The 21,078-nt window shown below is 39.0% G+C and carries 25 protein-coding genes and 1 riboswitch; of the genes, 11 read left to right on the top strand and 14 right to left on the bottom strand.

What is annotated here, in order from left to right:
- Positions 1-11: 11 nt before the first annotated feature.
- The 3 genes from ACI48O_RS07375 to ACI48O_RS07365 all read right to left on the bottom strand — a co-directional run bounded on the left by ACI48O_RS07375 (position 12) and on the right by ACI48O_RS07365 (position 1,738).
- On the bottom strand, positions 12-986 hold the full coding sequence (locus ACI48O_RS07375; RefSeq protein WP_435561088.1) for a hypothetical protein: 975 nt from the start codon (positions 984-986) through the stop codon (positions 12-14).
- 297 nt (positions 987-1,283) lie between these two features.
- Positions 1,284-1,463, bottom strand: a complete 180-nt coding sequence (locus ACI48O_RS07370) for a glycogen biosynthesis protein GlgD (protein ID WP_435561087.1) — start codon at positions 1,461-1,463, stop codon at positions 1,284-1,286.
- 11 nt (positions 1,464-1,474) lie between these two features.
- Positions 1,475-1,738 (bottom strand): YtzC family protein, encoded by a 264-nt coding sequence (locus ACI48O_RS07365; RefSeq protein WP_435561086.1) that lies wholly within the window; start codon positions 1,736-1,738, stop codon positions 1,475-1,477.
- A gap of 193 nt (positions 1,739-1,931) precedes the next feature.
- Here ACI48O_RS07365 and mnmL point away from each other — a divergent pair, with 193 nt between their 5' ends.
- Complete coding sequence (gene mnmL, locus ACI48O_RS07360; protein WP_435561085.1) at positions 1,932-2,879, top strand: tRNA modification radical SAM protein MnmL/YtqA; 948 nt, start codon at positions 1,932-1,934, stop codon at positions 2,877-2,879.
- A 20-nt stretch (positions 2,880-2,899) separates the two neighbouring features.
- Positions 2,900-3,472, top strand: a complete 573-nt coding sequence (gene mnmM, locus ACI48O_RS07355) for a tRNA 5-(aminomethyl)-2-thiouridylate-methyltransferase MnmM (protein WP_435561084.1) — start codon at positions 2,900-2,902, stop codon at positions 3,470-3,472.
- A gap of 42 nt (positions 3,473-3,514) precedes the next feature.
- Here mnmM and ACI48O_RS07350 read toward each other — a convergent pair whose 3' ends face one another.
- Positions 3,515-4,606: a tetraprenyl-beta-curcumene synthase family protein gene (locus ACI48O_RS07350; RefSeq protein ID WP_435561083.1), complete on the bottom strand. Its 1,092-nt coding sequence runs from the start codon at positions 4,604-4,606 to the stop codon at positions 3,515-3,517.
- Between the two features lie 46 nt (positions 4,607-4,652).
- Complete coding sequence (locus tag ACI48O_RS07345) at positions 4,653-5,456, bottom strand: alpha/beta hydrolase (protein WP_435561082.1); 804 nt, start codon at positions 5,454-5,456, stop codon at positions 4,653-4,655.
- A 147-nt stretch (positions 5,457-5,603) separates the two neighbouring features.
- Between ACI48O_RS07345 and ACI48O_RS07340 the strand changes: the two genes are divergently transcribed.
- Positions 5,604-6,131, top strand: coding sequence for a gamma carbonic anhydrase (locus tag ACI48O_RS07340; protein ID WP_435561081.1), 528 nt, complete (start codon positions 5,604-5,606; stop codon positions 6,129-6,131).
- Positions 6,132-6,276: 145 nt separating this feature from the next.
- On the opposite strand, the gene asnB is transcribed toward ACI48O_RS07340, so the two are convergent.
- Both asnB and metK read right to left on the bottom strand, forming a co-directional pair.
- A complete protein-coding gene (gene asnB / locus ACI48O_RS07335; RefSeq protein ID WP_435561080.1) occupies positions 6,277-8,169 on the bottom strand; it encodes an asparagine synthase (glutamine-hydrolyzing) in 1,893 nt (630 codons plus the stop codon).
- Positions 8,170-8,539: 370 nt separating this feature from the next.
- Complete coding sequence (gene metK, locus ACI48O_RS07330; protein ID WP_435561079.1) at positions 8,540-9,736, bottom strand: methionine adenosyltransferase; 1,197 nt, start codon at positions 9,734-9,736, stop codon at positions 8,540-8,542.
- A 252-nt stretch (positions 9,737-9,988) separates the two neighbouring features.
- A riboswitch (SAM riboswitch) is annotated at positions 9,989-10,134 on the bottom strand.
- 312 nt (positions 10,135-10,446) lie between these two features.
- Here metK and pckA point away from each other — a divergent pair.
- Entirely contained in the window at positions 10,447-12,036 is a 1,590-nt protein-coding gene (gene pckA / locus ACI48O_RS07325; protein ID WP_435561078.1) for a phosphoenolpyruvate carboxykinase (ATP), read from the top strand.
- 127 nt (positions 12,037-12,163) lie between these two features.
- Here the strand turns inward: pckA and ACI48O_RS07320 are convergent, their stop codons facing one another.
- Positions 12,164-12,406 (bottom strand): DUF2584 domain-containing protein, encoded by a 243-nt coding sequence (locus ACI48O_RS07320; RefSeq protein ID WP_435561330.1) that lies wholly within the window; start codon positions 12,404-12,406, stop codon positions 12,164-12,166.
- 36 nt (positions 12,407-12,442) lie between these two features.
- On the bottom strand, positions 12,443-13,228 hold the full coding sequence (locus ACI48O_RS07315; protein WP_435561077.1) for an alpha/beta hydrolase family protein: 786 nt from the start codon (positions 13,226-13,228) through the stop codon (positions 12,443-12,445).
- 286 nt (positions 13,229-13,514) lie between these two features.
- On the opposite strand from ACI48O_RS07315, the gene ACI48O_RS07310 reads away from it, so the two are divergent.
- The 3 genes from ACI48O_RS07310 to ACI48O_RS07300 are packed head-to-tail and all read left to right on the top strand — an operon-like array spanning position 13,515 to position 16,128.
- Entirely contained in the window at positions 13,515-14,528 is a 1,014-nt protein-coding gene (locus tag ACI48O_RS07310) for an ABC transporter substrate-binding protein (protein WP_435561076.1), read from the top strand.
- Between the two features lie 30 nt (positions 14,529-14,558).
- The gene (locus ACI48O_RS07305; protein WP_435561075.1) at positions 14,559-15,353 is read left to right on the top strand and encodes an ABC transporter ATP-binding protein; all 795 of its coding nucleotides are present in this window, start codon (positions 14,559-14,561) and stop codon (positions 15,351-15,353) included.
- Positions 15,316-16,128: an ABC transporter permease gene (locus ACI48O_RS07300; protein ID WP_435561074.1), complete on the top strand. Its 813-nt coding sequence runs from the start codon at positions 15,316-15,318 to the stop codon at positions 16,126-16,128. The genes ACI48O_RS07305 and ACI48O_RS07300 overlap by 38 nt, the downstream gene beginning before the upstream one ends.
- A gap of 72 nt (positions 16,129-16,200) precedes the next feature.
- Here the strand turns inward: ACI48O_RS07300 and ytkD are convergent, their stop codons facing one another.
- Together ytkD and ACI48O_RS07290 are read right to left on the bottom strand one after the other, a co-directional pair.
- On the bottom strand, positions 16,201-16,689 hold the full coding sequence (gene ytkD / locus ACI48O_RS07295) for an RNA deprotection pyrophosphohydrolase (protein WP_435561073.1): 489 nt from the start codon (positions 16,687-16,689) through the stop codon (positions 16,201-16,203).
- Between the two features lie 68 nt (positions 16,690-16,757).
- A complete protein-coding gene (locus ACI48O_RS07290; RefSeq protein ID WP_435561329.1) occupies positions 16,758-17,030 on the bottom strand; it encodes a hydrolase in 273 nt (90 codons plus the stop codon).
- A 301-nt stretch (positions 17,031-17,331) separates the two neighbouring features.
- On the opposite strand from ACI48O_RS07290, the gene ACI48O_RS07285 reads away from it, so the two are divergent.
- The gene (locus ACI48O_RS07285) at positions 17,332-17,589 is read left to right on the top strand and encodes a DUF6154 family protein (protein WP_435561072.1); all 258 of its coding nucleotides are present in this window, start codon (positions 17,332-17,334) and stop codon (positions 17,587-17,589) included.
- 79 nt (positions 17,590-17,668) lie between these two features.
- On the opposite strand, the gene ACI48O_RS07280 is transcribed toward ACI48O_RS07285, so the two are convergent.
- Positions 17,669-18,106 (bottom strand): Dps family protein, encoded by a 438-nt coding sequence (locus ACI48O_RS07280; protein ID WP_435561071.1) that lies wholly within the window; start codon positions 18,104-18,106, stop codon positions 17,669-17,671.
- 125 nt (positions 18,107-18,231) lie between these two features.
- Between ACI48O_RS07280 and ytzI the strand changes: the two genes are divergently transcribed.
- On the top strand, positions 18,232-18,399 hold the full coding sequence (ytzI, locus tag ACI48O_RS07275) for a YtzI protein (RefSeq protein WP_435561070.1): 168 nt from the start codon (positions 18,232-18,234) through the stop codon (positions 18,397-18,399).
- A gap of 18 nt (positions 18,400-18,417) precedes the next feature.
- Here ytzI and ACI48O_RS07270 read toward each other — a convergent pair whose 3' ends face one another.
- Positions 18,418-18,891 (bottom strand): S-ribosylhomocysteine lyase, encoded by a 474-nt coding sequence (locus tag ACI48O_RS07270; protein ID WP_435561069.1) that lies wholly within the window; start codon positions 18,889-18,891, stop codon positions 18,418-18,420.
- A 115-nt stretch (positions 18,892-19,006) separates the two neighbouring features.
- Here ACI48O_RS07270 and yidD point away from each other — a divergent pair, with 115 nt between their 5' ends.
- Complete coding sequence (yidD, locus tag ACI48O_RS07265) at positions 19,007-19,249, top strand: membrane protein insertion efficiency factor YidD (RefSeq protein WP_435561068.1); 243 nt, start codon at positions 19,007-19,009, stop codon at positions 19,247-19,249.
- 8 nt (positions 19,250-19,257) lie between these two features.
- On the opposite strand, the gene ACI48O_RS07260 is transcribed toward yidD, so the two are convergent.
- Complete coding sequence (locus ACI48O_RS07260; RefSeq protein WP_435561067.1) at positions 19,258-19,827, bottom strand: beta-class carbonic anhydrase; 570 nt, start codon at positions 19,825-19,827, stop codon at positions 19,258-19,260.
- A 240-nt stretch (positions 19,828-20,067) separates the two neighbouring features.
- Here ACI48O_RS07260 and ACI48O_RS07255 point away from each other — a divergent pair, with 240 nt between their 5' ends.
- Complete coding sequence (locus ACI48O_RS07255; protein WP_435561066.1) at positions 20,068-21,033, top strand: metal ABC transporter substrate-binding protein; 966 nt, start codon at positions 20,068-20,070, stop codon at positions 21,031-21,033.
- Positions 21,034-21,078 lie beyond the last annotated feature (45 nt).

Genomic DNA, 21,078 nt, shown 5'->3' with positions numbered 1-21,078 from the left:
CACTTGCCTGCCTAATTGGCTAGTTTGTTAAGCAATTGCTGATACTCTTCTTCAGTAATACTGCCATTGAGCAGCATTCCTCTTAGGCGCTTCTTTTTCGTTTCGTCATCTGCTTTTCCTAAGTCGATTTCTTGATGAATGGTTTGTTCAGCTTTTTGCTTTGTTTTTCTTTTTAAAAGAAGAGCAATGATGAAGATGACCACAATACTGATCCCGGCAATACTCCCAATGATGATGCCAACCGGAAGTGTCTTATTCTCCTTTACCGCAGTAGAGGTTGCAGTTTTATCGCCCATTTCATTCATAATGTCCATGGTTGTTTTCGTTTCTGACCGTACATATTTCAAATTAATTTCCTTTGTTTGGCCTGGTTTCGTTCCTTGAATTTGATACATAAACATATTCATTCCATAGCCATTTTCTTGATGAGATTCGGCTGCAGGTGTGAGACTGAAGCTCTCCGTTTTAAGCGGTTCAAGGAATAAAATTCTTACCATGCCAATATCCGCAAAGCTTACAAATTTATAGGAAAGGGTATGATTTTGTTTCTCCACTTTAATATCATTTGTATAATATTCAATAACGAATTTATAAAGCTCGCCTGGCTGAATATCTTCGCTAGTAGTCCAAGACACAGTACCTTTTGCTTTATTAATTTCATACTCAATTTCATTCATTTTGGTTTGATCACGGTTATAATCGGCAACATACCCAATCCGGAAATCCTTTGCCTTTAATGGGAGAGGAATTTCAATTTGGCCTTTTTGCGGCTCAGCGCTTTTATTCATTAAGGTGCCATGGAGACCGACCAATAACGGCGGCTGATCTTTTTTCTTTTCTTCCGGGTGGAACGAATATTCCGGCATAATTTGAATCGAAAGCTCCTCCATCGTGAGAATAGGAGCAGTTTGCTCTGCGCTTGATACAATTGGTAAAACAAATAGTAGGCAAATGAACGCGCTTATAAAGCTCGATAGTTTTTTCATAAGTTCCTTCCTTTCCAACGGTGTTCCCTTATTTATAAATCATTATTTTGATATAACTCTTAATCGGCGTTGTGATATTTATAACAATCCGTTTGTTCTCCCTTATTTAACGATTTTTCACGTTAGGTATCTGTGACCTACTTCACAGTTCTTATCCCAGTTCGTTACCTTTTTGTGAACGTCGTTTTAACATTATTGGTCCAGTGTCTATATTGTTACAAATAAGCCGAGTGGGAATTATTGGGTGATAAATAATAAACAGCCCCTACAATTAGCTGTAAGGGCTGTTAAATAGGTTTATGAGGATTGTTCAGGTTCAGGATGGAATTTAGATTTTACTGGTTGGCCGCCTGATTTTTCATAGTTTCTTTTTGATTGTATAACCGGATCATAGTCTTTCCCAAGTTCCATGTCTTGATTATTAATCCCATTTCGCGTTTTTTGTTCTGGATTATTTTGTTTCGAGCGCTTCTTCATCGTTACACTCCTTATCGATCAAGTAAAATCATTGAGTTTTGAGTATGCTGGAGCTGAAGCCGCATCCGGTGAAGCTGTTCCCGTTGTTGTTCATTTGCACTATGAGCAAGATCCGCTAAATCATTGTATGCATTTTCTACCTTTTGAAGAGCATCCGTATATTCATCTTCGTTATAGTGCTCCTGCAGCGAGGCTTTTTGATATTGGTCTTCAGCATATTTAAGTACTTCCTCACACTTCTCAAAAAAATCGGACATCGATTGACGGGTTGCCATCTCTATTTCCTCCCTTGTGGATGATGGACATGAAGCAGAAAGCTTCAATATTATTTTGTTCACAACTCCTAATCCTAACACTTCAATAACCGTTAAATTCCTTCCAATTCAGACAAGCTCTTGGAATAGTCTCCAACTTCGTGATACAATTTCCTTTATGAATAAAATTATCTTTAAAAAGGAGGAATCTGAAATGAATCAGATCAACCCTTTTCCATATGCAACAGATGACAAACGCTATCATACGTGGAACTACCATTTGCGCCAGACCTTCGGCCATAAAGTTTTTAAAATCGCTTTAGATGGCGGGTTTGATTGTCCCAATCGTGATGGTACGGTTGCCCATGGCGGCTGCACTTTTTGTAGCGCCTCAGGCTCTGGTGACTATGCGGGAAGCCGTGCGGACGACCTTGATACACAATTTCAGGCAATCAAAGCAAAAATGCACGAAAAGTGGAAAGATGGAAAATACATGGCATATTTTCAAGCTTTCACTAATACTCATGCTCCTGTTGAAGTGTTAAAAGAGAAATTTGAAAAAGTATTGCAGCAGGACGGTGTCGTTGGCTTATCCATTGCCACTAGACCAGATTGCTTACCTGATGATGTCCTAGAATATTTAGCAGATTTGAACAAAAGAACGTATTTATGGGTTGAACTAGGACTTCAGACTGTTCATGAAAGAACGGCTCTTTTGATCAACAGAGCCCATGACTATCCGTGCTATGTTGAAGGAGTGAATAAGCTTCGCAAGCATGGAATCCGCGTTTGCAGTCATATCATTAACGGGCTTCCGCTTGAAACACCACAAATGATGATGGAAACTGCTCAACAAGTTGCCAAGCTTGATGTTCAAGGAATTAAGATTCATTTGCTACACTTATTAAAAGGGACGCCGATGGTAAAGCAATATGAAAAAGGAATGCTTGAATTCCTAACATTTGATAACTATGTAAGTTTAGTATGCGATCAATTGGAGATATTACCCCCGGAAATGATTATTCATCGTATTACCGGAGATGGACCAATTGACTTAATGATTGGGCCGATGTGGAGTGTAAATAAATGGGAAGTATTAAATGCTATTGATGCGGAGCTTAAACGACGTGATAGCTGGCAAGGAAAGTTTTACAAGGGTTAAATTGGAACGGAGGCTTTGAAATGAAGCTTGAACGAGTGCTGCCTTTTGCACGAAACTTATTAGAAAGCGCTGTTGGTCCCGGTGACATCGCAGTTGACGCCACGCTTGGAAATGGGCATGACACTGCTTTTTTAGCTAAACTTGTTGGTGAAACAGGGCGGGTATATGGGTTTGATATTCAATCCGATGCGATTGCATCAACCGGATTCCGATTAGACGAACTTGGTTTAACGGAACGTGTTGTGCTTTTTCATAAAGGCCATGAGAACATCCTATCCTCCGTTCCAAAGGAGCAGTTTGGAAAGGTACGAGGCGCCATCTTTAATCTTGGTTATTTACCTGGCGGAGATAAATCGATTGTGACGAAATCCAATACAACGATTGCCGCTGTTGAACAACTCCTTGAGATCATGGCTCCGGAAGCGCTGATTGTTCTCGTCATTTACCATGGACATGAGGAAGGTGTCCAAGAACGGGATGAACTGCTTCAATTTGTAAAACAGCTTGACCAAAAGAAGGCTCATGTTCTTCAATACCAGTTCATTAATCAGGTCAACCACCCACCGTTTATTATTGCGATCGAAAAGAGATAAACAAAGGCTTATGTCAATGGAATCATTCCTTTGGCATAAGCCTTATTTTAAAGGTCTCAAAAAGGCGGTTGGCACCCATTTTTCCACTCTTCGAAAAATCAACCCATTTAAATAGAAAAAATAGCTGACTGCTCCCCCCGTTTTAATTATCTCCTTGGCTAATTTCCTGACACCCTTTTGTTTTGCCACCTTTTCATCTGACAAATAAATTCCCAGTAAGCCGCGATTGATTAACTGATGGAAGCGCTGGTGAGGCAATACCGTTGTATGTCGATCGGCCTCTTGTAAAAAATGGTTTAACCTCTCAAACAGTGTCTGGTTATTTTCATAATAAAAACAAAAATTCAAATCACCGCCGATTCGGTCTTCCTCCTGATCAATAAAGTAATCAAGCAGAATATGTAACCCTTGAATATATGGAAAATAGCCGTTTCGAATTCTTAACGCATGGCTCTCTTCAAAATCATCGCGCATCGCATAGGATAGAAGGCAAAAAATACCGAGTGTTGACCCGGAACAAGCCGAAAATTCATACCATTCCATCTTTGGAACAAGATTTTTATACTTGTGAAACCACTGCTTAAGTCGTGGAATTCGCTCTTCCATTTCAACATGCTTATGAATTTGCAGGTCACAATAGTATTCGCAAAGCTCAAACAAAAAATTTTTGATTTTTTGATAATGGGCCAAATCGTTCAATACCGTTCGACAGACTGCGGCTAATTCAAATAAATAACCTCCATCATCCTGATCGCTTCGATACCGATAATAATTTTTCCTGTCAGCTTCTAAGCTAATCGCATCCATCATCGCCTCATGCAGTGCGGCAAAATCATCCGGGTCTAGAGAAGTACTTCGGTCACATAAATTATCTAAATAATCACTAATCGTTTGGTACGCCACGATAAAACGAATTGCCTTATGATAATTATCCCCTGCTAACAATGCCAGAATCGCCCCACCCTGACAATGAAAGGCTTTATTTTCAAGACTAGCTAATGCCTGTTTACGGAGCTCCACATTCGGAATTTCTTTTGCCCTATTTTTCCAATAGGTTAGCTCTTGACTGACAAGCGGTAAAATTCTCCAATAAACCTTGGCCATTAAACTGATCGGTCGAGTCGGTATCGTCATGTTAACACCCCTTTGAACGCAACATCTCCTTTCATGGAGATGTTCCTTAAACCAAATAACCAATCACTTTTAGTTGACTGTTTACGAAATCCTTTGCATATTCAAAAACATCTTCCCGTTCTGGTTCGTTAAAAATTTCATGATAGCATTTGTTCCATTCTTTAAACCTTTTTTCTGAAAGAGGCACCTGATTAAACCAGTCCCTAACACCTTGTTTATTGACGATTTTGTCATCCCCGCCCTGCATAACCAACATTGGAATATCAGGTAATTTATCAATATTCTCGAAACCAAGCTTAATACCTTGAATCAGTTCACGATACCATCTCACAGATACTTTTGTTACATACAAGGTGTCATTTAAATCAGCATCCCGGACATCTTGATTTCTTGTTGCCATTTCAACGGTAATTCCAGAATTCATCCTTAATTCCGGGAATATGATATTTAATCCTATCGATAAGGCATTTAGTATTTTTGATGGAGAATTTACAAGCCCAAGGCACGGGGAAGACAAAATGACCCCTGCAATATTGACTTTTTCCTCCTGCAACATACGAATTGCGATCAAACCACCCATGCTATGGCCGAGTAAAAATACTGGTAACTCAAACGAATAGGCTGCCTGAATCCAGTCCTTTACTTCTATAATATAATCATCAAAGGAATTAATATGTCCTCTTCTTGACCGGGTTGTCATTCCTTGTCCCGGTAAATCCCCCATAATCACGTGAAATCCCGAAGAACGCCACATTTGAATCAGCCAACCGTAGCGGCGATGGTGCTCCATCGCTCCATGAATCATTACTATTACAGCCTTTGCTTCTCCTTCAGCTTCCCATTTCCACATACTCCAGATTCCTCCGTCATTAACTACAAAGATTAGACTATTACATCATTCTCCAACAATATTTTGAATTTTCAAGTTAAATCCTTTGACAAACCAAGGATATTTTTGGCTAAATTTTAACTAGTATAGTTAAAAGGAGAGAAATAAATGATTTATCCTTATAAAGGGAAATTCCCCAAAATATCTGATTCAGCTTTTATCGCAGATTATGTAACCGTTACAGGAGATGTCGAAATCGGCGATGAATCAAGTGTTTGGTATAATTCTGTTATCCGTGGGGATGTAGCCCCTACCATTATTGGCAAAAAAGTTAATATCCAAGATAACTCCATTCTTCACCAAAGCCCTAATAATCCGCTCATCATTGAGGATGAAGTAACGGTTGGCCATCAAGTGATCCTTCATAGCTGTATCATCAGAAAAAAGGCATTAATCGGGATGGGCTCAATCGTTCTTGATAATGCTGAAATTGGTGAAGGTGCCTTTATTGGTGCTGGCAGCCTTGTCCCTCAAGGAAAAAAAATACCACCAAATACGCTTGCTTTTGGTAGACCGGCCAAAGTAGTACGAGAATTAACTGCAGAAGATATTGCTGACATGGAAAGAATCTCTCGCGAATACGTTGAAAAAGGCCAATTCTATAAATCAATCCAAGCTGAAAAACAAGAAAAATAAGCTCTATTAACTCGGATAGTTTCCCCAAAACACAAGAAAATAAACTATCGCAATGGTTCTTATTATTATAGCGTTTGTTGTAAGATCGTGCCAATTGAAAAAACCGTTTCGGAGTTTATTCCGTAACGGTTTTTTCATAGCATATTTATTGCATGACCTTTTTTTTCAAATATTCCTGCTCAAAGGAATACTTTTTTTCAACATACACATCATGCCAGACCATGAACATTAAAACAGTCCATATTTTCCTGCTATTATCTGCCTTATCTAAGCAGTGATCATCTAGCAATTTTAATAGGTAGGCCTTATTTATCAAATGATCTGTGTTGCTCTCGTGAATAATCCGTTTTGCCCATTCGTTCATTTCATTTTTTAACCAATGGCGAATTGGTACCGGAAATCCGAGCTTTTTCCGATTTAAAACGTGATCAGGTACGACACCCTCGACTGCCTTCCGTAAAATATACTTCGTTGTACCATTAGCTGTTTTAAGACTGGTAGGAATTTTTGATGCCACCTCGAAAACCGCTTTATCTAGAAACGGTACGCGTAGCTCTAGTGAATGAGCCATCGTCATTTTATCAGCCTTTAATAAAATATCGCCGCGCATCCATGTATGAATATCAATAAATTGCATCCGATCGACTGGATCGTATCCCTTGCTTTGTTCATAAAGCGGTTTCGTCACATCGGTATATTTTATTTGTTCATTATAAACATGAAGTAAGTTACGCTTTTCTTCCTCCGTAAACATCTTTGCATTCCCTATATAACGTTCCTCCATTGGGGTGACACCACGCTCAATAAAGCTTTTCCCTTTCATCCCCTCTGGCATGATATTCGCAATTCCTTTTAACAGCGTTTTACCTATCGCCGGAATTTTATTAAATACCTCAAGGGACTGTGGTTCACGGTAAATATTATACCCACCGAATAACTCATCGGCACCCTCTCCTGATAACACAACCGTAACATGTTTACGAGCTTCCCGGGCCACGAAATAAAGTGGAACACAGGCTGGATCGGCTAATGGGTCATCCGTATGCCACATGATTTTCGGAAGCTCATTCATATATTCTTCAGGGGAAATGATATAGCTGATATTTTCAACTCCAAGTTTTTCAGCTGTTTCTTTCGCTACATCAATCTCACTAAAGCCATTATGGTCAAACCCAACCGAAAACGTTTTGATTGCTGGATGGAACTCCTTGGCAATCGAAGCAATAATCGAAGAATCAATCCCTCCGGATAAGAAAGAGCCTACCGGAACATCACTTCGCATATGAATTTTAACGGAATCAAACATGACATCTCTAATTTCTTTAATAAACGCATCCTCTGACTTGTTCACAGGATGGAAAGCAGCCTTCCAATAGCGAGAAATCTTCATTGGTTCGCCAATTTTTTTCGTAAAATAATGCCCTGGCTCAAGCTTAAAGATTCCCTCCGTCATCGTGTCCGGTTCTGGAACAAACTGATACGTTAAGTACTGTTGTATCGCATCATAATTTAATTCATTTTTTTCAAGGGCCAGTAAAATACTTTTCTTTTCTGACGCAAAATATGTCCGTTGTTCATTTTCATGATAAAAGAACGGTTTAATCCCAAACGGATCTCTTGCACCATAAAGAGTTTGCTCTACCTTGTCCCAAATGACAAACGCAAACATCCCGCGTAGGCGTTCAACAGCCTTTTCTTTTAAATGGCTGTAAAGGGCAATGATAACCTCTGTATCAGAGTGTGTTGCAAAGGTGAGCCCTTCCTTCAAAAGCTCTTCCCGAAGCTCAACATAGTTATATACTTCACCATTAAAAATAATCCAGTATCTTTCATTTTCATAGGTTAACGGCTGATGACCACATTCAATATCAATAATACTTAAGCGGCGAAATCCAAATTGGATATGTTCATCATAATAATATCCATCATCATCAGGTCCACGATGAGTGATGATATTGTTCATATTTTGAAATTGCTGTTTTTGCTCATCCCGAAAATCTTGTGTTTTTTCATGTACACAACCAATAAAACCACACATTATGTACGTTCACCTACTCCGTTCTATTAGCATCCCTAAAAAGGAACTCTCATTTTTTAATATGAATCTTACAGAATTCATACATTATATACTAACATATAAGAACAAAATCGCAAGCGCCCGGGTAGACCAGACACAACTAGAACACATCGACTTTTCCATGCAAATGGGCCTGTTGATTGGAGTGGAAGGCGCGAAGACTCTTGCGGGAGCAGCGGGACAGGTGAGACCCCGCAGGAGCGATAGCGACGAGGAGGCTTACCGCCCGCCCCGCGGAAAGCGAAGCGCCTGGAACGGAAATCAACAGACTAGTTAAAAACGGATAGCCAAAAAGAGGGCGCCCCTAAGGGACACCCTCTAGCTTATTATTTTATTGATTGGCTTGTTCTTTTAAGCTGTCGGCTTTGTCCGTACGTTCCCAAGGAAGATCAACATCCGTACGGCCAAAATGACCGTAAGCAGCCGTTTGCTTGTAAATTGGGCGACGCAGATCCAGCATCTTAATAATTCCAGCCGGGCGAAGGTCGAAGTTTTTGCGAACAAGATCAACTAAAACGTCTTCGCTAACCTTTCCTGTTCCAAACGTTTCAACTGCGATCGATACAGGCTGTGCCACTCCAATTGCATAGGCAAGCTGAACTTCCACTTTTTCAGCCAGACCCGCAGCAACAATGTTTTTTGCAACATAACGAGCAGCATAAGCTGCTGAGCGGTCTACTTTAGTTGGATCCTTACCGGAGAACGCGCCGCCACCGTGACGAGCGTATCCACCATAAGTATCAACTATAATTTTCCGGCCAGTTAAACCAGCATCCCCTTGCGGTCCGCCAATAACAAAACGGCCTGTTGGGTTAATAAAATATTTCGTATTTTCATCGATTAGTTCCTGTGGAACAACCGGATTAATCACATGTTCCTTAATATTTCTTTGAATTTGCTCTAAAGAAATTTCAGGATGATGCTGCGTTGAAATAACAATCGTATCAATACGTACCGGCTTATCATTCTCATCGTATTCAACGGTAACTTGAGTTTTTCCATCTGGACGAAGGTAAGGAAGAATTTCATCTTTGCGAACTTTTGTAAGACGGCGTGATAGCTTATGGGCTAATGAAATAGGAAGAGGCATAAGCTCCTTTGTTTCATTACAAGCAAACCCAAACATTAAACCTTGGTCACCAGCACCAATTGCTTCGATTTCCTCATCAGACATAAGACCTTCTCTAGCTTCTAACGCCTTATCAACACCCATCGCAATATCAGGTGACTGTTCGTCAATTGAAGTTAACACGGCACATGTTTCAAAATCAAAACCGTATTTAGCCCGAGTATAGCCGATATTTTTAATCGTTTCTCGGACAAGCTTTGGGATATCCACATAAGTAGAAGTAGTGATTTCACCTGCTACAAGAACTAAACCAGTTGTTACTGAAGTTTCCGCAGCCACGCGAGCATTAGCATCTTTTGCTAAAATAGCATCTAAAATCGCATCAGAGATTTGGTCACAAATTTTATCGGGATGACCTTCTGTTACCGATTCAGAAGTAAACAAACGACGTTTTGACATCTTAGTTCCTCCTTATATATAGAAATAAAGCGAGGTTAGCCGCGGAAATTTATTCGTCCCTTTTGTTAACCTCATGTTGATACGGTACTCATTCCCTAAGTAGTATGAAATAAACATAGAGTTTTTATCCCAGTTATGTAATGGATTCATGATGATTGGGGGATAAAAGCTAACACATTTTTTCTTAGGTGCAAAATAAAAAACCTTCCCTATTAATGAGGAAAGGTTTTGAGCAACAATTTGCGCCTTTCACTCTTATCGTTCAAGGTTTATATACCTTGCGTCAGGTTAGCACCTTTGCTTAAAAGAAATCCCAAGGGTTTACCTCAGTAGATTTTCTTATTTAGCAGGTTGCTGGGTTTCATAGGGCCTGTCCCTCCACCAGCTCAGGATAAGAGAGTATCCGTTCAAGGTAGAATCATACCTTATAGGTTTTAATGATGTCAATTGTTTTTTAGAATTGTTCACCAATTAGTAAAGAATAAATCCGCGCTCGCTGCACCTATTATTACTCATTATTGGTACTTATCCGACCGAATTAGAATATCTTAATTAACACATTTAATTAAATAACAACCTTATATAAGGAGAAAACTATGTTAATTTATTTTATTTTAGAAAAAAATGCATATTAGTATAGATTATTTATCCTAATGTGTTATACTATTCACAACACTCAAAAATATTTGATAAAGGATGGTATTTATCAGATGAATTCTGTAAGTATTTCCAATGAACTGAATGAATTGTTAAAAGGGAGCAATATTCGCAATCAACTCTCTGTTCCGCAATTAGTTGAAAAGGTACTAGAACGTAAAGAAGGTATCCTTTCCTCTACTGGTGCGGTTCGGGCGACAACTGGAAAATATACTGGTCGTTCACCTAAAGACAAGTATATTGTAGAAGAAGCAGGATCTAAGGACAAAATTGAATGGGGTTCTGTTAACCAACCCATTTCGGAAGAAGCATTTTCAAACCTTTACAATAAGGTAATTACGTATTTGCAAGAACAAGAAGAAGTATATGTATTTCGCGGTTTTGCTGGGGCGGATAAAAAATTCAGATTACCAATCCAAGTCATCAATGAGTATGCTTGGCATAACCTTTTCGCCCATCAACTCTTCATTCGTCCAAACGAGGGCGAATTAACAAACCACGATGAGCCATTTTCTGTAATTTGTGCTCCAAACTTTAAAGCAGATCCAGCTGTTGATGGAACGGCATCTGAAACGTTTATCATTATTTCTTTTGAACGGAGAACGGTTTTAATCGGCGGTACGGAATATGCTGGAGAAATTAAGAAATCAATTTTCTCTGTTATGAATTATCTGCTACCGGAAAACGGTATTATGCCAATGCACTGTTCATCAAATGTTGGTGCTGAAGGCGATGTCGCTTTATTCTTCGGTCTTTCCGGAACAGGTAAAACAACTTTATCAGCAGATCCTAATCGCAAGCTGATCGGTGATGATGAACATGGCTGGTCTGCAAACGGTGTCTTTAATATCGAGGGCGGCTGCTATGCTAAATGCGCTGATTTAACGCGTGAAAAAGAACCGCAAATCTTCGATGCCATTCGTTTCGGTGCGGTGCTTGAAAATGTCATCCTTGACGAAGAAAGCCGTATTGCGGATTACTGTGATACATCTTTAACTGAAAATACTCGTGCTGCGTATCCTTTACAAGCGATTAGCAACATCGTAGATCCAAGCGTTGCTGGTCATCCAAACACGATTATTTTCTTAACGGCTGATGCATTTGGGGTATTACCTCCAATCTCTAAGCTTACAAAAGAACAAGCGATGTACCACTTCCTAAGTGGTTATACTTCAAAACTTGCTGGTACAGAACGTGGAGTTACTTCACCTGAAGCAACATTCTCAACTTGCTTTGGTTCTCCGTTCCTTCCACTTCCTGCAACACGCTATGCAGAAATGCTTGGAGAAAAAATTGATGAGCATCATGCAAATGTATTCCTAGTGAATACTGGATGGACTGGTGGAGAGTATGGAGTTGGTTCAAGAATGAAGCTTTCTTATACTCGTTCAATGGTTCAAGCTGCTCTTAACGGAGAATTAAATCATATCGAGACGGATAAAGATGAAATTTTTGGATTAGAAGTGCCGTTACACGTTCCTGGTGTTCCTGATGAAGTGCTACAACCAAGCAAAACTTGGGCTGACAAAGCTGCATATGCTGCAAAAGCAACTGAATTAGCTCGTAAATTCCATGAGAATTTCAACAAATTTGCTAATGTACCACAAGAAATCAGCGTTAAAGGTGCACCAATCGCACGGTAATTGAAGTGTATATAATGGCAATATTTCTGGGGGATGTATTGCATTAAGATAATTTGCACGGAAAAAATGGGGTTAAGAATAAAAACAGGCTGTAGTGGAAGAAATCCACAACAGCCTGTTTATTTTTTTAATTGGTAGTGTGCAAGGAAATTAGTTGGTAAGTAATCGTTGTATTCTTATTTTCCCATTCTACTTTTTTAATCAATGCTGTACCACTTACTTCACTGTCTAATGTTTTTCTTACTTCTAATGGGATTTCTATTGGATAAAGTCGATAGCCTTCTTTTGTTAATGAAAAATTATTTTCATCCAGCCGTTTTTCTCTACCTTTAGTGACGATCAGTGTATTTAATTCGAGCGGCATTCCCATCATGATCTCTCCTTCAAAGTCCTTTTCGTTATTTTATCATTTCTGAGCCTGCATTTTCATCCAAATTGTAAGATCTTTCACAACTTCTCGGTTGACCTCCGGAGGAAAGTAGTGAGTGAATTCACGAAAATACCATGTGGTGACCGGTTTATGTAATTGATTCAGAGCTTGCTCTAATCGCAAAGCGTGTTCGACCGAAACATTGGTATCATTCCAACCATGAATAATCAAAACAGGGGCTTCTAGCCTTTCTAAATTATATAATGGAGTTCTTTCCCGATATCTGTCTGGATATTTATTTGGAGTCCCGCCAATGACACGTTTCATCATTTTACGAAGATCCTCCCTTTCCGTGTACGTTAGCTCCATATCACTGACTCCTCCCCAAGTAACAACTGAAGTAGCTTCAGCGAATTGGATAGCAGTCTGCAGTGCCATTACTCCACCACGGGAAAAGCCAAAAATATGTATATTTTTTACTCTCTGATGGGCCTTTAAAAGTTGATATGCCGCAAAGGCATCGTTGCGATCTTCACCGCAAAAGTCCTCATTGCCTTCCCCGCCCTGATTTCCACGGTAAAACGGAGCAAACACAATAAATCCTTCAGCAGCAAACTGCGTGACTCTTGCAGGCCTTACTTTCCCAACATTTTTTATCCCGCCCCGCAAATATAGAAATCCATCCTTTACCTCGTTGCCTTTAGGCTCAGCTAATAAGCCTTTTACGATTAATCCTTGTGAAATATAAGAAACGATCGATAAGCGAATGGCTGGATTTGGTGAGGGAAAGTTCCATTTAGTCAAAATCGTTCCATCTTCCATCTGTTCGACTCCTTGTTTCAAAAGTTACTATAGGCATTCACACATTTTTTATTACATCATACGATACTATAAGCAAATATTTCGATCATTCTTTCTCTAAAAAATTGTATCAGTTTGATTTTTGCGAAATCCGCTCCCTTTCCGCGGGCTCGCCGTTGAGCCTCCTCGGTCGTTCCTCCCTGCGGGGTCTCACCTGTCTCACGTTCCCGCAGGAGTCTCGCAAATTTCGCAAAAATCTAATCAATATCCACACTTTTAAAAATAAGCTGGTTTGGAGGTTAACGTAATGAAATACTGGTTAAAATTTGGGTTCATTTTATTATTAATCACATTTCTAATGATTCCAATTATTGCTTGTAGCAATAGTCAGAGAAATGCAGATCAAAAATTGGTTAAAGTGAGAGTTGCCGAGGTGACTCGTTCATTGTTTTATGCTCCGCAATACGTAGCCATTTCCGAAGGATTTTTTAAGGATGAAGGATTGGACGTTGAACTGACTACAACCTTTGGCGGGGATAAAACGATGACGGCCCTATTATCTGGTGGTGCAGATATCGCTCTGGTTGGATCTGAAACTTCTATCTATGTTTACGCTCAGGGCTCAACTGACCCTGTCATTAATTTCGCCCAACTCACACAAACAGACGGTACCTTCTTAGTTGCCAGAGAAAAAATTGATCACTTTTCATGGGATATGTTAATCGGTAAAACCTTTTTAGGTCAGCGAAAAGGCGGAATGCCGCAAATGGTTGGAGAATTCGTGTTGAAAAAGTTTGGAATTGATCCGTTTAATGATTTGAATTTAATTCAAAATGTTGACTTTGCTAATATTGCCAATGCTTTTGCCTCTGGGACAGGAGATTTTGTTCAATTATTCGAACCAACTGCCAGCGTTTTTGAAAAAGAGGGGAAAGGCTATATCGTTGCTTCATTCGGGACAGAGTCTGGTCATGTCCCCTATACAACCTTTATGGCCAAAGAAAGTTACATGAGTGAAAATAAACAAACTGTTGAAAAGTTTACCCGCGCCATTTATAAAGCTCAGCAATGGGTTAACAACCATAGCTCTAAAGAAATAGCTTTATCGATCCAATCCTATTTTCCTGATATTGATTTAGAAATTCTTGAAATGGCGATTAATCGCTATAAAAATCAAGGCTCGTTCGCTACTGACCCTATTTTAGATATTGAAGAATGGAATAATCTCCAAAATATTATGCAAGAAGCAGGAGAGCTCCCAAAACAAATTGATCATAAAACACTGGTTAATACTGAAATTGCCGAAAGCGTTAAAGACTAAACCAAAAAGCAAAAAAGGAGGGCGAATTAGATGACTTATTTAACGATCAAAAATATCAATCACACTTATTTTACGAAAACCTCAGCTACCACAGCCCTCTCCGCTGTTTCACTGGAAGTCGAGGAAGGGGAGTTTATCTCCTTTCTGGGCCCAAGTGGCTGCGGAAAAACGACCTTATTATCGATTATTGCCGGTTTAATTGAGCCTACTTCTGGGAGCGTAACCCTTGAGAATAAACCGGTAAAAAAAATAAGAGGGCAAATCGGCTATATGCTTCAGCAAGATTATTTATTCCCTTGGAAAACCATTGAGGAAAATATTTTACTCGGTTTAAAGCTAACTAAACGTCTTACCGAGGAGAATACACAGTATACGCTCAATCTCCTTAAGCAAATTGGGCTAGCAGGAGTTGAAGCTCTGCTTCCAAAGCAATTATCTGGTGGAATGAGGCAAAGAGCTGCCCTTGTCAGGACACTTTCGACTAAGCCCAAACTTTTGTTGCTCGATGAACCGTTCTCTGCCCTTGATTACCAAACGAAGCTAAAGCTAGAAAATTTAGTTTCCGAAACGTTAACCCGCTTTCATAAGACAGCTATTTTGGTCACTCACGATATTGGTGAAGCGATTGCGATGAGTGACAGAATCTACTTATTCTCATCGCAACCGGGAAGAGTTTATAAAACGTTTATCATACCGGAAGAATTCCACACTCTTTCTCCCTTTGAAGTAAGAAATCATCAAGCTTATCCTGAGCTATTTCAAACTATATGGAAGGAGTTGGAGTCCCTTGAAGCAAACACAACCAAACATCAAACTCCTTCATGAAAGCTATATCAAAACCCTTAAACGTGAAAAAAGCTGGGTCCGCTTTTACCAGCTGATTATCTTTATCCTTTTTTTCACGAGCTGGGAAATTTCTAGTCAATTAAACTGGATTGACCCACTTATCTTTAGTTCTCCAAGCAAGATTTATAACTTGTTTCTAGAAAAAATCGCTGATGGCTCACTAGTGGAAAATCTCGGGGTAACCCTAACCGAAACTGTTTTCGGCTTTATTCTTGGTACTCTCATTGGCACGATGCTTGCGTCCGTTTTGTGGTGGTCACCGTTCCTGTCAAAGATTCTTGATCCCTACTTAGTCATCTTAAATGCAATGCCCAAAGTTGCTTTAGGTCCGATCCTCATCGTTGCGTTAGGGCCTGGATTTACTTCCATCGTTGCAATGGGGGCGATTATCTCGATTATTATCACCACCATCGTAGTTTATACTTCCTTTAGTGAAGTAGACCCAAACTACCTTAAAGTCCTGCAGACACTTGGAGCGAATCGCTATCAAAGCTTTAAGGAAGCCGTTTTACCCGCTTCATTTCCGACGATTATTTCAACCTTAAAGGTGAACGTTGGCTTATCTTGGGTCGGTGTCATTGTCGGTGAGTTCCTCGTTTCTTCAAAAGGACTAGGTTATATGATCATCTACGGCTTTCAAGTATTTAACTTCACCTTAGTGCTGCTTTCTCTGCTTATTATTGCAGTGATGGCGACGATTATGTATCAGCTCGTTTCTCTGTTAGAAAAGAAAATCATTAAAGGTGGAAATTAAAGCGATCCATTTATAGTAAGGTCTACTTAGCAGTCACTAAGTTGACTTTACGTACATATGAAAAGATTACTTTTATGCTTTACTATTTAGAGTCAATCTCATTTCGTTAAGATGTTCTAAACTTTTTTTTATCATGTCATCTTTCATAATAAAGCTATATTTTTCTTGAAATCGACAGGTAAGGATATCCCCCTCTTCAAAAACAGGACCATTCGTTTCCATGTAATGCTTTTTATCAACTAGTTTGCTAACCGTACCAAAAAAAATCGTTTTCACGAATTGATTGGTTCCGTTGGAAACCTGATATTCACCAAGAGGAAAAAAAGTGTCTAGTATACCGCCAGTCTCCTCAAACACTTCCCGCCGTGCTGTTTGTTCGGGAGTTTCACCTGGTTCAATTTTACCTCCAGGAAATTCCCATCCCCTTTGTTTATGTTCTGTTAACAACCATTTATCGATAAATCGGCAAATGACAATCACATGCGCACTCTTTTCGGAAAAAGCATGTTGCTTGAAATCCAATTTTACCGTACAGCCATTTTGGTCTAAAAATAGATCCACTGTTATTTCCCCCCGCCATTATCTCTTATCCTATTTTACAATAGGAACCTAGTTTCGGGGAATTTTCATTACAGCGGGTCAGGAAGAATCCCTATTGATTGAATATGCTGCTTGGCAGCGTCATCTCCAAGTTCATATATCATCTGATATATTTTAATCAACGTTTCATCATAGGCATCATTTTCACGGTCATAATGATATTGAACATACGGGACATGAGCCCGAAAAAAATTCTGCCATTCAGTCGAGTAATTTTGATCAAAATACTCACGCAGTCTGGTTATCTCATCATCTGTTGCTTCAATCTTAAAATTCCAGGGTGACGCTGTTGAAGTTTGCATAATTTCACCCGTTCCAATCGAGATATAGTAGGGTTTTTTTATTGAATCCACATTTTCATCCCCTTATGATCTAATGATTATCGTTTCCCACATATCCGCATTAATTATTCGTAAAGATTTGGTAATTTCTATAAAAAGGAAAATCTTCTTCTTTTTGAGTAACATAACTAACACATCCATGTAGTTTTGGGGTAAACTAAAATTAAATCCGGTTGGGAGAAAGAATAATCCTTCCTTAAGAGGGATTTAATAAGAAAGACCGACATAAGATGTTTATAAAACTTGAAATGGGGGTGTTAACATGAAGTTGGTGGATGAATTGTTTGAATTATACCGAGATAAACTTACCGGGGATGATGAAGATATTGATATGCTTGCCTTTGCCATTTTGGAAGAAATGAGCCGGGAAGATTTATTGCATTTAGTCCAGGATTTGTCGACGCAAGAACTATATAATGTCATAGGGGTATACTTAATCGAAAGCCTACGGGAAAAATTTGCACAAGAGGAATATGGGCAACACCGTCCACAACCAAACGTATCTCGTAATATCCATTAAAATACATAAAAGCTGGCTCCTTCGCCAGCTTTCTTTATTTCTGCTATGTTTAAGTTCATTTATTTATAGGTGTAAATCATTACCCTAAAAATGATTGAAGCATCCACATATGCTTCCGTAAACTTTTTTGAATTCCTAGTAAGATGTCGGCTGTTCCTTGATCCTCAGCCTGTTCTGCCAGTCCGATGGCTGTTTTCAACTCATCTGTTAAGGTGGTGAAATCAGTGAGAATCGCCTTTACCATCTCCGCTTCTCCCTCTGTCCCAGAAGCCTCTTTAATGGAAGCTGTAGCCAAGCATTCTTTAAGCGTTCCAATCGGCTTACCACCAATCGATAATATTCTTTCAGCCAGTTCATCAATAATCGTAGCTGCCTCATCATATAATGCTTCAAATTTTTCATGCAGTGTAAAGAAATGTTTCCCTTTTATGAACCAGTGATAATTGTGAAGCTTTACGTAAAGGACTGTCCAATTTGCTACTTGCTTGTTCACTTCCTGAATTAATCCAGTTGTCATTTTATCATCCTCCCGCACCCTATTATCCCCAACAGATAGAGATTAATTCGAGAAACTCCGGACGGATCTTTCTTAATTATAGGAATTTTATGATAAAATAACAAAGGACAGGGGAGGGAAATAAATTGAAGGTTATCATGATTATTTCAATCATAATCGTGTTTGTTGTTCTGTTATTAGCTGTATTAACTACTTCTAAAGCCTATTCATTTAAGCATACTATTGATCCAATTGATGAACTTCCAGATGGTGAAGACAAACAAGAGCCTAAAAAAGCAGGGACTGACCTTTAGAGTTAGTCCCTGCTTTCATTATGCAAATACTTCTTTAAGATTATTTTTATCATGGTTAAGCCAGTTGCGCATTAAGCTCTTGGCTCCTTCTAAATCATGAAGCTTTGCTTGCCCGCACTGAGTTTCATTCGCAGCCGGAATATCAGTAATTTCCATTGCATCTTTCATTGTATCCTCTAATAAATCAATAATTTCTTCAACAGTCGGCTCACCACTAACAACCAAATAATAACCCGTTTGGCAGCCCATTGGCGAAATATCGATTATATCAAAATGTTCGTATTTCTCTGAATGCTTTCGAATATTAAATGCAAGCAAATGCTCAAGCGTATGGATGGCATCAGGCTTCATAGCATCCTTATTCGGCTGACAAAAACGAATATCAAATTTATTAACGACACCGTCACTTCCCACTTTATGGACACCACAGTGGCGAACATAAGGTGCAACAACAGCATTATGGTCTAACTCAAAGCTTTCAACCGATGGCATGTTAACACTCCTTTTTTGGTAGTTTTAATTTCTTTCCGCAATCCCAATTTTAGACGAATACTAAAATTTATGCTACCGTTTATTTTAATCAATGTTTTTGAAAGGATGCTTGTTTATGCTTGCCAAAATATTTATGAAATTGATTCGGTTTTATCAAGTTTTCATTTCTCCGATTAAACCACCATCATGCCGCTTTTACCCAACCTGCTCTCATTATGGCTTAGAAGCCGTTCAGCGTTTTGGCGCATTAAAAGGTGGCTGGTTAACAGTTAAACGCATATTAAAATGCCACCCGCTTCACCCAGGCGGTTTGGATTATGTTCCGGATGAATGGCCTCAGAAAAAGAAACAAGAATAAACCGGTAATTATTCTGTAAGCTCGTACCCATTCTCAACTAAATCTAATTTTCCCGTTGTAGGGTCAATGACTAATCCATGGACCGCAACATTCTTCGGAATTAATGGGTGTTTTCTTATTACGTTAACACTATGTGAAACGCTATCAGTAACATTGTCGAAGCCTTTAAGCCAGTTTTTCACATCAATGCCTGAATAGGACAGCGTATCAATCGTTTCTTGCTTAATTCCTCGGTCTTTCATTTTTTCAATAATCGGATCTGCTTTTAACCCACCCATCCCGCAATCATAATGACCAATTACTAATACTTCCTCAGCTTGCAATTCATAGATTGCCACTAAAATACTGCGCATTACGCTTCCAAACGGATGTGTGATAAGAGCACCGGCATCCTTTACGATTTTTACATCTCCATTCCCGAGATTTAAAGCTTTTGGAAGCAATTCAAGTAATCTTGTATCCATGCATGTTAAAATTACCATATGCTTATTTGGAAACTTTGTCGTAATATATTCTTCGTACTTCTTTTCAGCCACAAATTGCTCATTAAATTCTATAATTTCATTAAGTAATTTCATTTCCCAATCTCCCCTTGTTTGTCGTTTTTTGTCCATAATAATAATATACAAATGTTTTGTTAAATCGACAAATTTTATTGTTGCAATTTTGGAATAAATTTTGTATGATACTAAAGTGCAAATCGTAACGATTACGAATTAGAGTTAAAATCTCGTAATCTAGTTAATACTATAAATAAATAGCAACCCTCCACGTTTCGTTGTCATAAGGGGGAAACTTGCTACAGAAAGGTGATTTCCTTGAAAAAATCATTATTGATACTCTTTTCTATTCTCCTCCCAATTGGCCTATTTTTAGGAGGATGTTCAAAACAGCAGGAACAGAAAAAAGACAGCAATCTTATTACTGTTTATACGACTGTTTACCCGCTTCAATATTTTACAGAACGGATTGGCGGCAAATATGTAAAAGTCGATACGATCTATCCACCAGGTGCTGATGAACATACATTTGAACCTACCCAAAAGGATATGATGAACCTCGTTGATGCCGATCTATTTTTCTATATCGGCTTGGGCTTGGAAGGATTTGTCGAAAAAGCAAAGGAAACATTAAAAAATGAAGATGTGCAAATGATTGCCACCGCGGATGGCCTTCCAATTGACGAGAATCAAGATGGAGAAGACCATGAGGCTGAGGCACAAGCAGATGAACATGCTGAAGAGGATGAGCATGGTCATTCCATAGATCCTCACGTTTGGCTTGACCCTATTTATGCACAAGAGCTAGCCAAAACAATTAAAGATTCCTTAATCACAAAAATGCCTAAACAAAAAGAAGAATTTGAACAAAATTATCAACGGTTAATAGCGGAATTACAAAAACTTGACCAAAGCTTTGAATCAGTGGTGAAGACAGCTGACCGAAAAGAAATCATTGTTGCTCACGCTGCTTACGGGTATTGGGAATCACGCTACGGGCTTAAGCAAATTAGCATTTCCGGTTTATCAACAACAAATGAGCCTTCTCAGAAGAAATTAGAAGAAATTATTTCTCAGGCTAAACAATATAAAATAAAATATATTCTTTTTGAGCAAAACGTGTCTTCAAAATTAGCCGATATTGTCGAAAAAGAAATTGGGGCAAAACCGATGACACTCCATAATTTATCTACACTAACAAAAGAAAACATCAATAATAAAGACACCTACTTTACAATTATGAACCAAAACATCAAAACATTAGAAAAAGCCTTAAACGAATAAAACTTTAACACAGTAAAGCGGCGGGGGACAGTCCCCCGCCGCTTT

The sequence above is a fragment of the Neobacillus terrisolis genome (assembly GCF_051233475.1).
In the GTDB taxonomy this organism is placed as follows: Bacteria; Bacillota; Bacilli; order Bacillales; family Cytobacillaceae; genus Bacillus_BU.
Note: the sequence above shows the minus strand (reverse complement) of the source record. Positions and strands in the feature narration are given on the sequence as shown.

What these genes read in the sequence shown, in the direction of transcription:
- ACI48O_RS07350 (WP_435561083.1), bottom strand. Translation starts at nt 4,606, where the DNA reads ATGACGATACCGACTCGACCGATCAGTTTAATGGCCAAGGTTTATTGG.
- metK (WP_435561079.1), bottom strand. Translation starts at nt 9,736, where the DNA reads ATGTCAAAACGTCGTTTGTTTACTTCTGAATCGGTAACAGAAGGTCAT.
- ACI48O_RS07340 (WP_435561081.1), top strand. Translation starts at nt 5,604, where the DNA reads ATGATTTATCCTTATAAAGGGAAATTCCCCAAAATATCTGATTCAGCT.
- mnmL (WP_435561085.1), top strand. Translation starts at nt 1,932, where the DNA reads ATGAATCAGATCAACCCTTTTCCATATGCAACAGATGACAAACGCTAT.
- asnB (WP_435561080.1), bottom strand. Translation starts at nt 8,169, where the DNA reads ATGTGTGGTTTTATTGGTTGTGTACATGAAAAAACACAAGATTTTCGG.
- ACI48O_RS07375 (WP_435561088.1), bottom strand. Translation starts at nt 986, where the DNA reads ATGAAAAAACTATCGAGCTTTATAAGCGCGTTCATTTGCCTACTATTT.
- ACI48O_RS07365 (WP_435561086.1), bottom strand. Translation starts at nt 1,738, where the DNA reads ATGGCAACCCGTCAATCGATGTCCGATTTTTTTGAGAAGTGTGAGGAA.
- ACI48O_RS07370 (WP_435561087.1), bottom strand. Translation starts at nt 1,463, where the DNA reads ATGAAGAAGCGCTCGAAACAAAATAATCCAGAACAAAAAACGCGAAAT.
- ACI48O_RS07315 (WP_435561077.1), bottom strand. Translation starts at nt 13,228, where the DNA reads ATGGAAGATGGAACGATTTTGACTAAATGGAACTTTCCCTCACCAAAT.
- ACI48O_RS07270 (WP_435561069.1), bottom strand. Translation starts at nt 18,891, where the DNA reads ATGCCATCGGTTGAAAGCTTTGAGTTAGACCATAATGCTGTTGTTGCA.
- ACI48O_RS07285 (WP_435561072.1), top strand. Translation starts at nt 17,332, where the DNA reads ATGAAGTTGGTGGATGAATTGTTTGAATTATACCGAGATAAACTTACC.
- ACI48O_RS07290 (WP_435561329.1), bottom strand. Translation starts at nt 17,030, where the DNA reads ATGCAAACTTCAACAGCGTCACCCTGGAATTTTAAGATTGAAGCAACA.
- ACI48O_RS07310 (WP_435561076.1), top strand. Translation starts at nt 13,515, where the DNA reads ATGAAATACTGGTTAAAATTTGGGTTCATTTTATTATTAATCACATTT.
- ACI48O_RS07320 (WP_435561330.1), bottom strand. Translation starts at nt 12,406, where the DNA reads ATGGGAATGCCGCTCGAATTAAATACACTGATCGTCACTAAAGGTAGA.
- mnmM (WP_435561084.1), top strand. Translation starts at nt 2,900, where the DNA reads ATGAAGCTTGAACGAGTGCTGCCTTTTGCACGAAACTTATTAGAAAGC.
- ACI48O_RS07260 (WP_435561067.1), bottom strand. Translation starts at nt 19,827, where the DNA reads ATGAAATTACTTAATGAAATTATAGAATTTAATGAGCAATTTGTGGCT.
- pckA (WP_435561078.1), top strand. Translation starts at nt 10,447, where the DNA reads ATGAATTCTGTAAGTATTTCCAATGAACTGAATGAATTGTTAAAAGGG.
- ACI48O_RS07280 (WP_435561071.1), bottom strand. Translation starts at nt 18,106, where the DNA reads ATGACAACTGGATTAATTCAGGAAGTGAACAAGCAAGTAGCAAATTGG.
- yidD (WP_435561068.1), top strand. Translation starts at nt 19,007, where the DNA reads ATGCTTGCCAAAATATTTATGAAATTGATTCGGTTTTATCAAGTTTTC.
- ACI48O_RS07305 (WP_435561075.1), top strand. Translation starts at nt 14,559, where the DNA reads ATGACTTATTTAACGATCAAAAATATCAATCACACTTATTTTACGAAA.
- ACI48O_RS07345 (WP_435561082.1), bottom strand. Translation starts at nt 5,456, where the DNA reads ATGTGGAAATGGGAAGCTGAAGGAGAAGCAAAGGCTGTAATAGTAATG.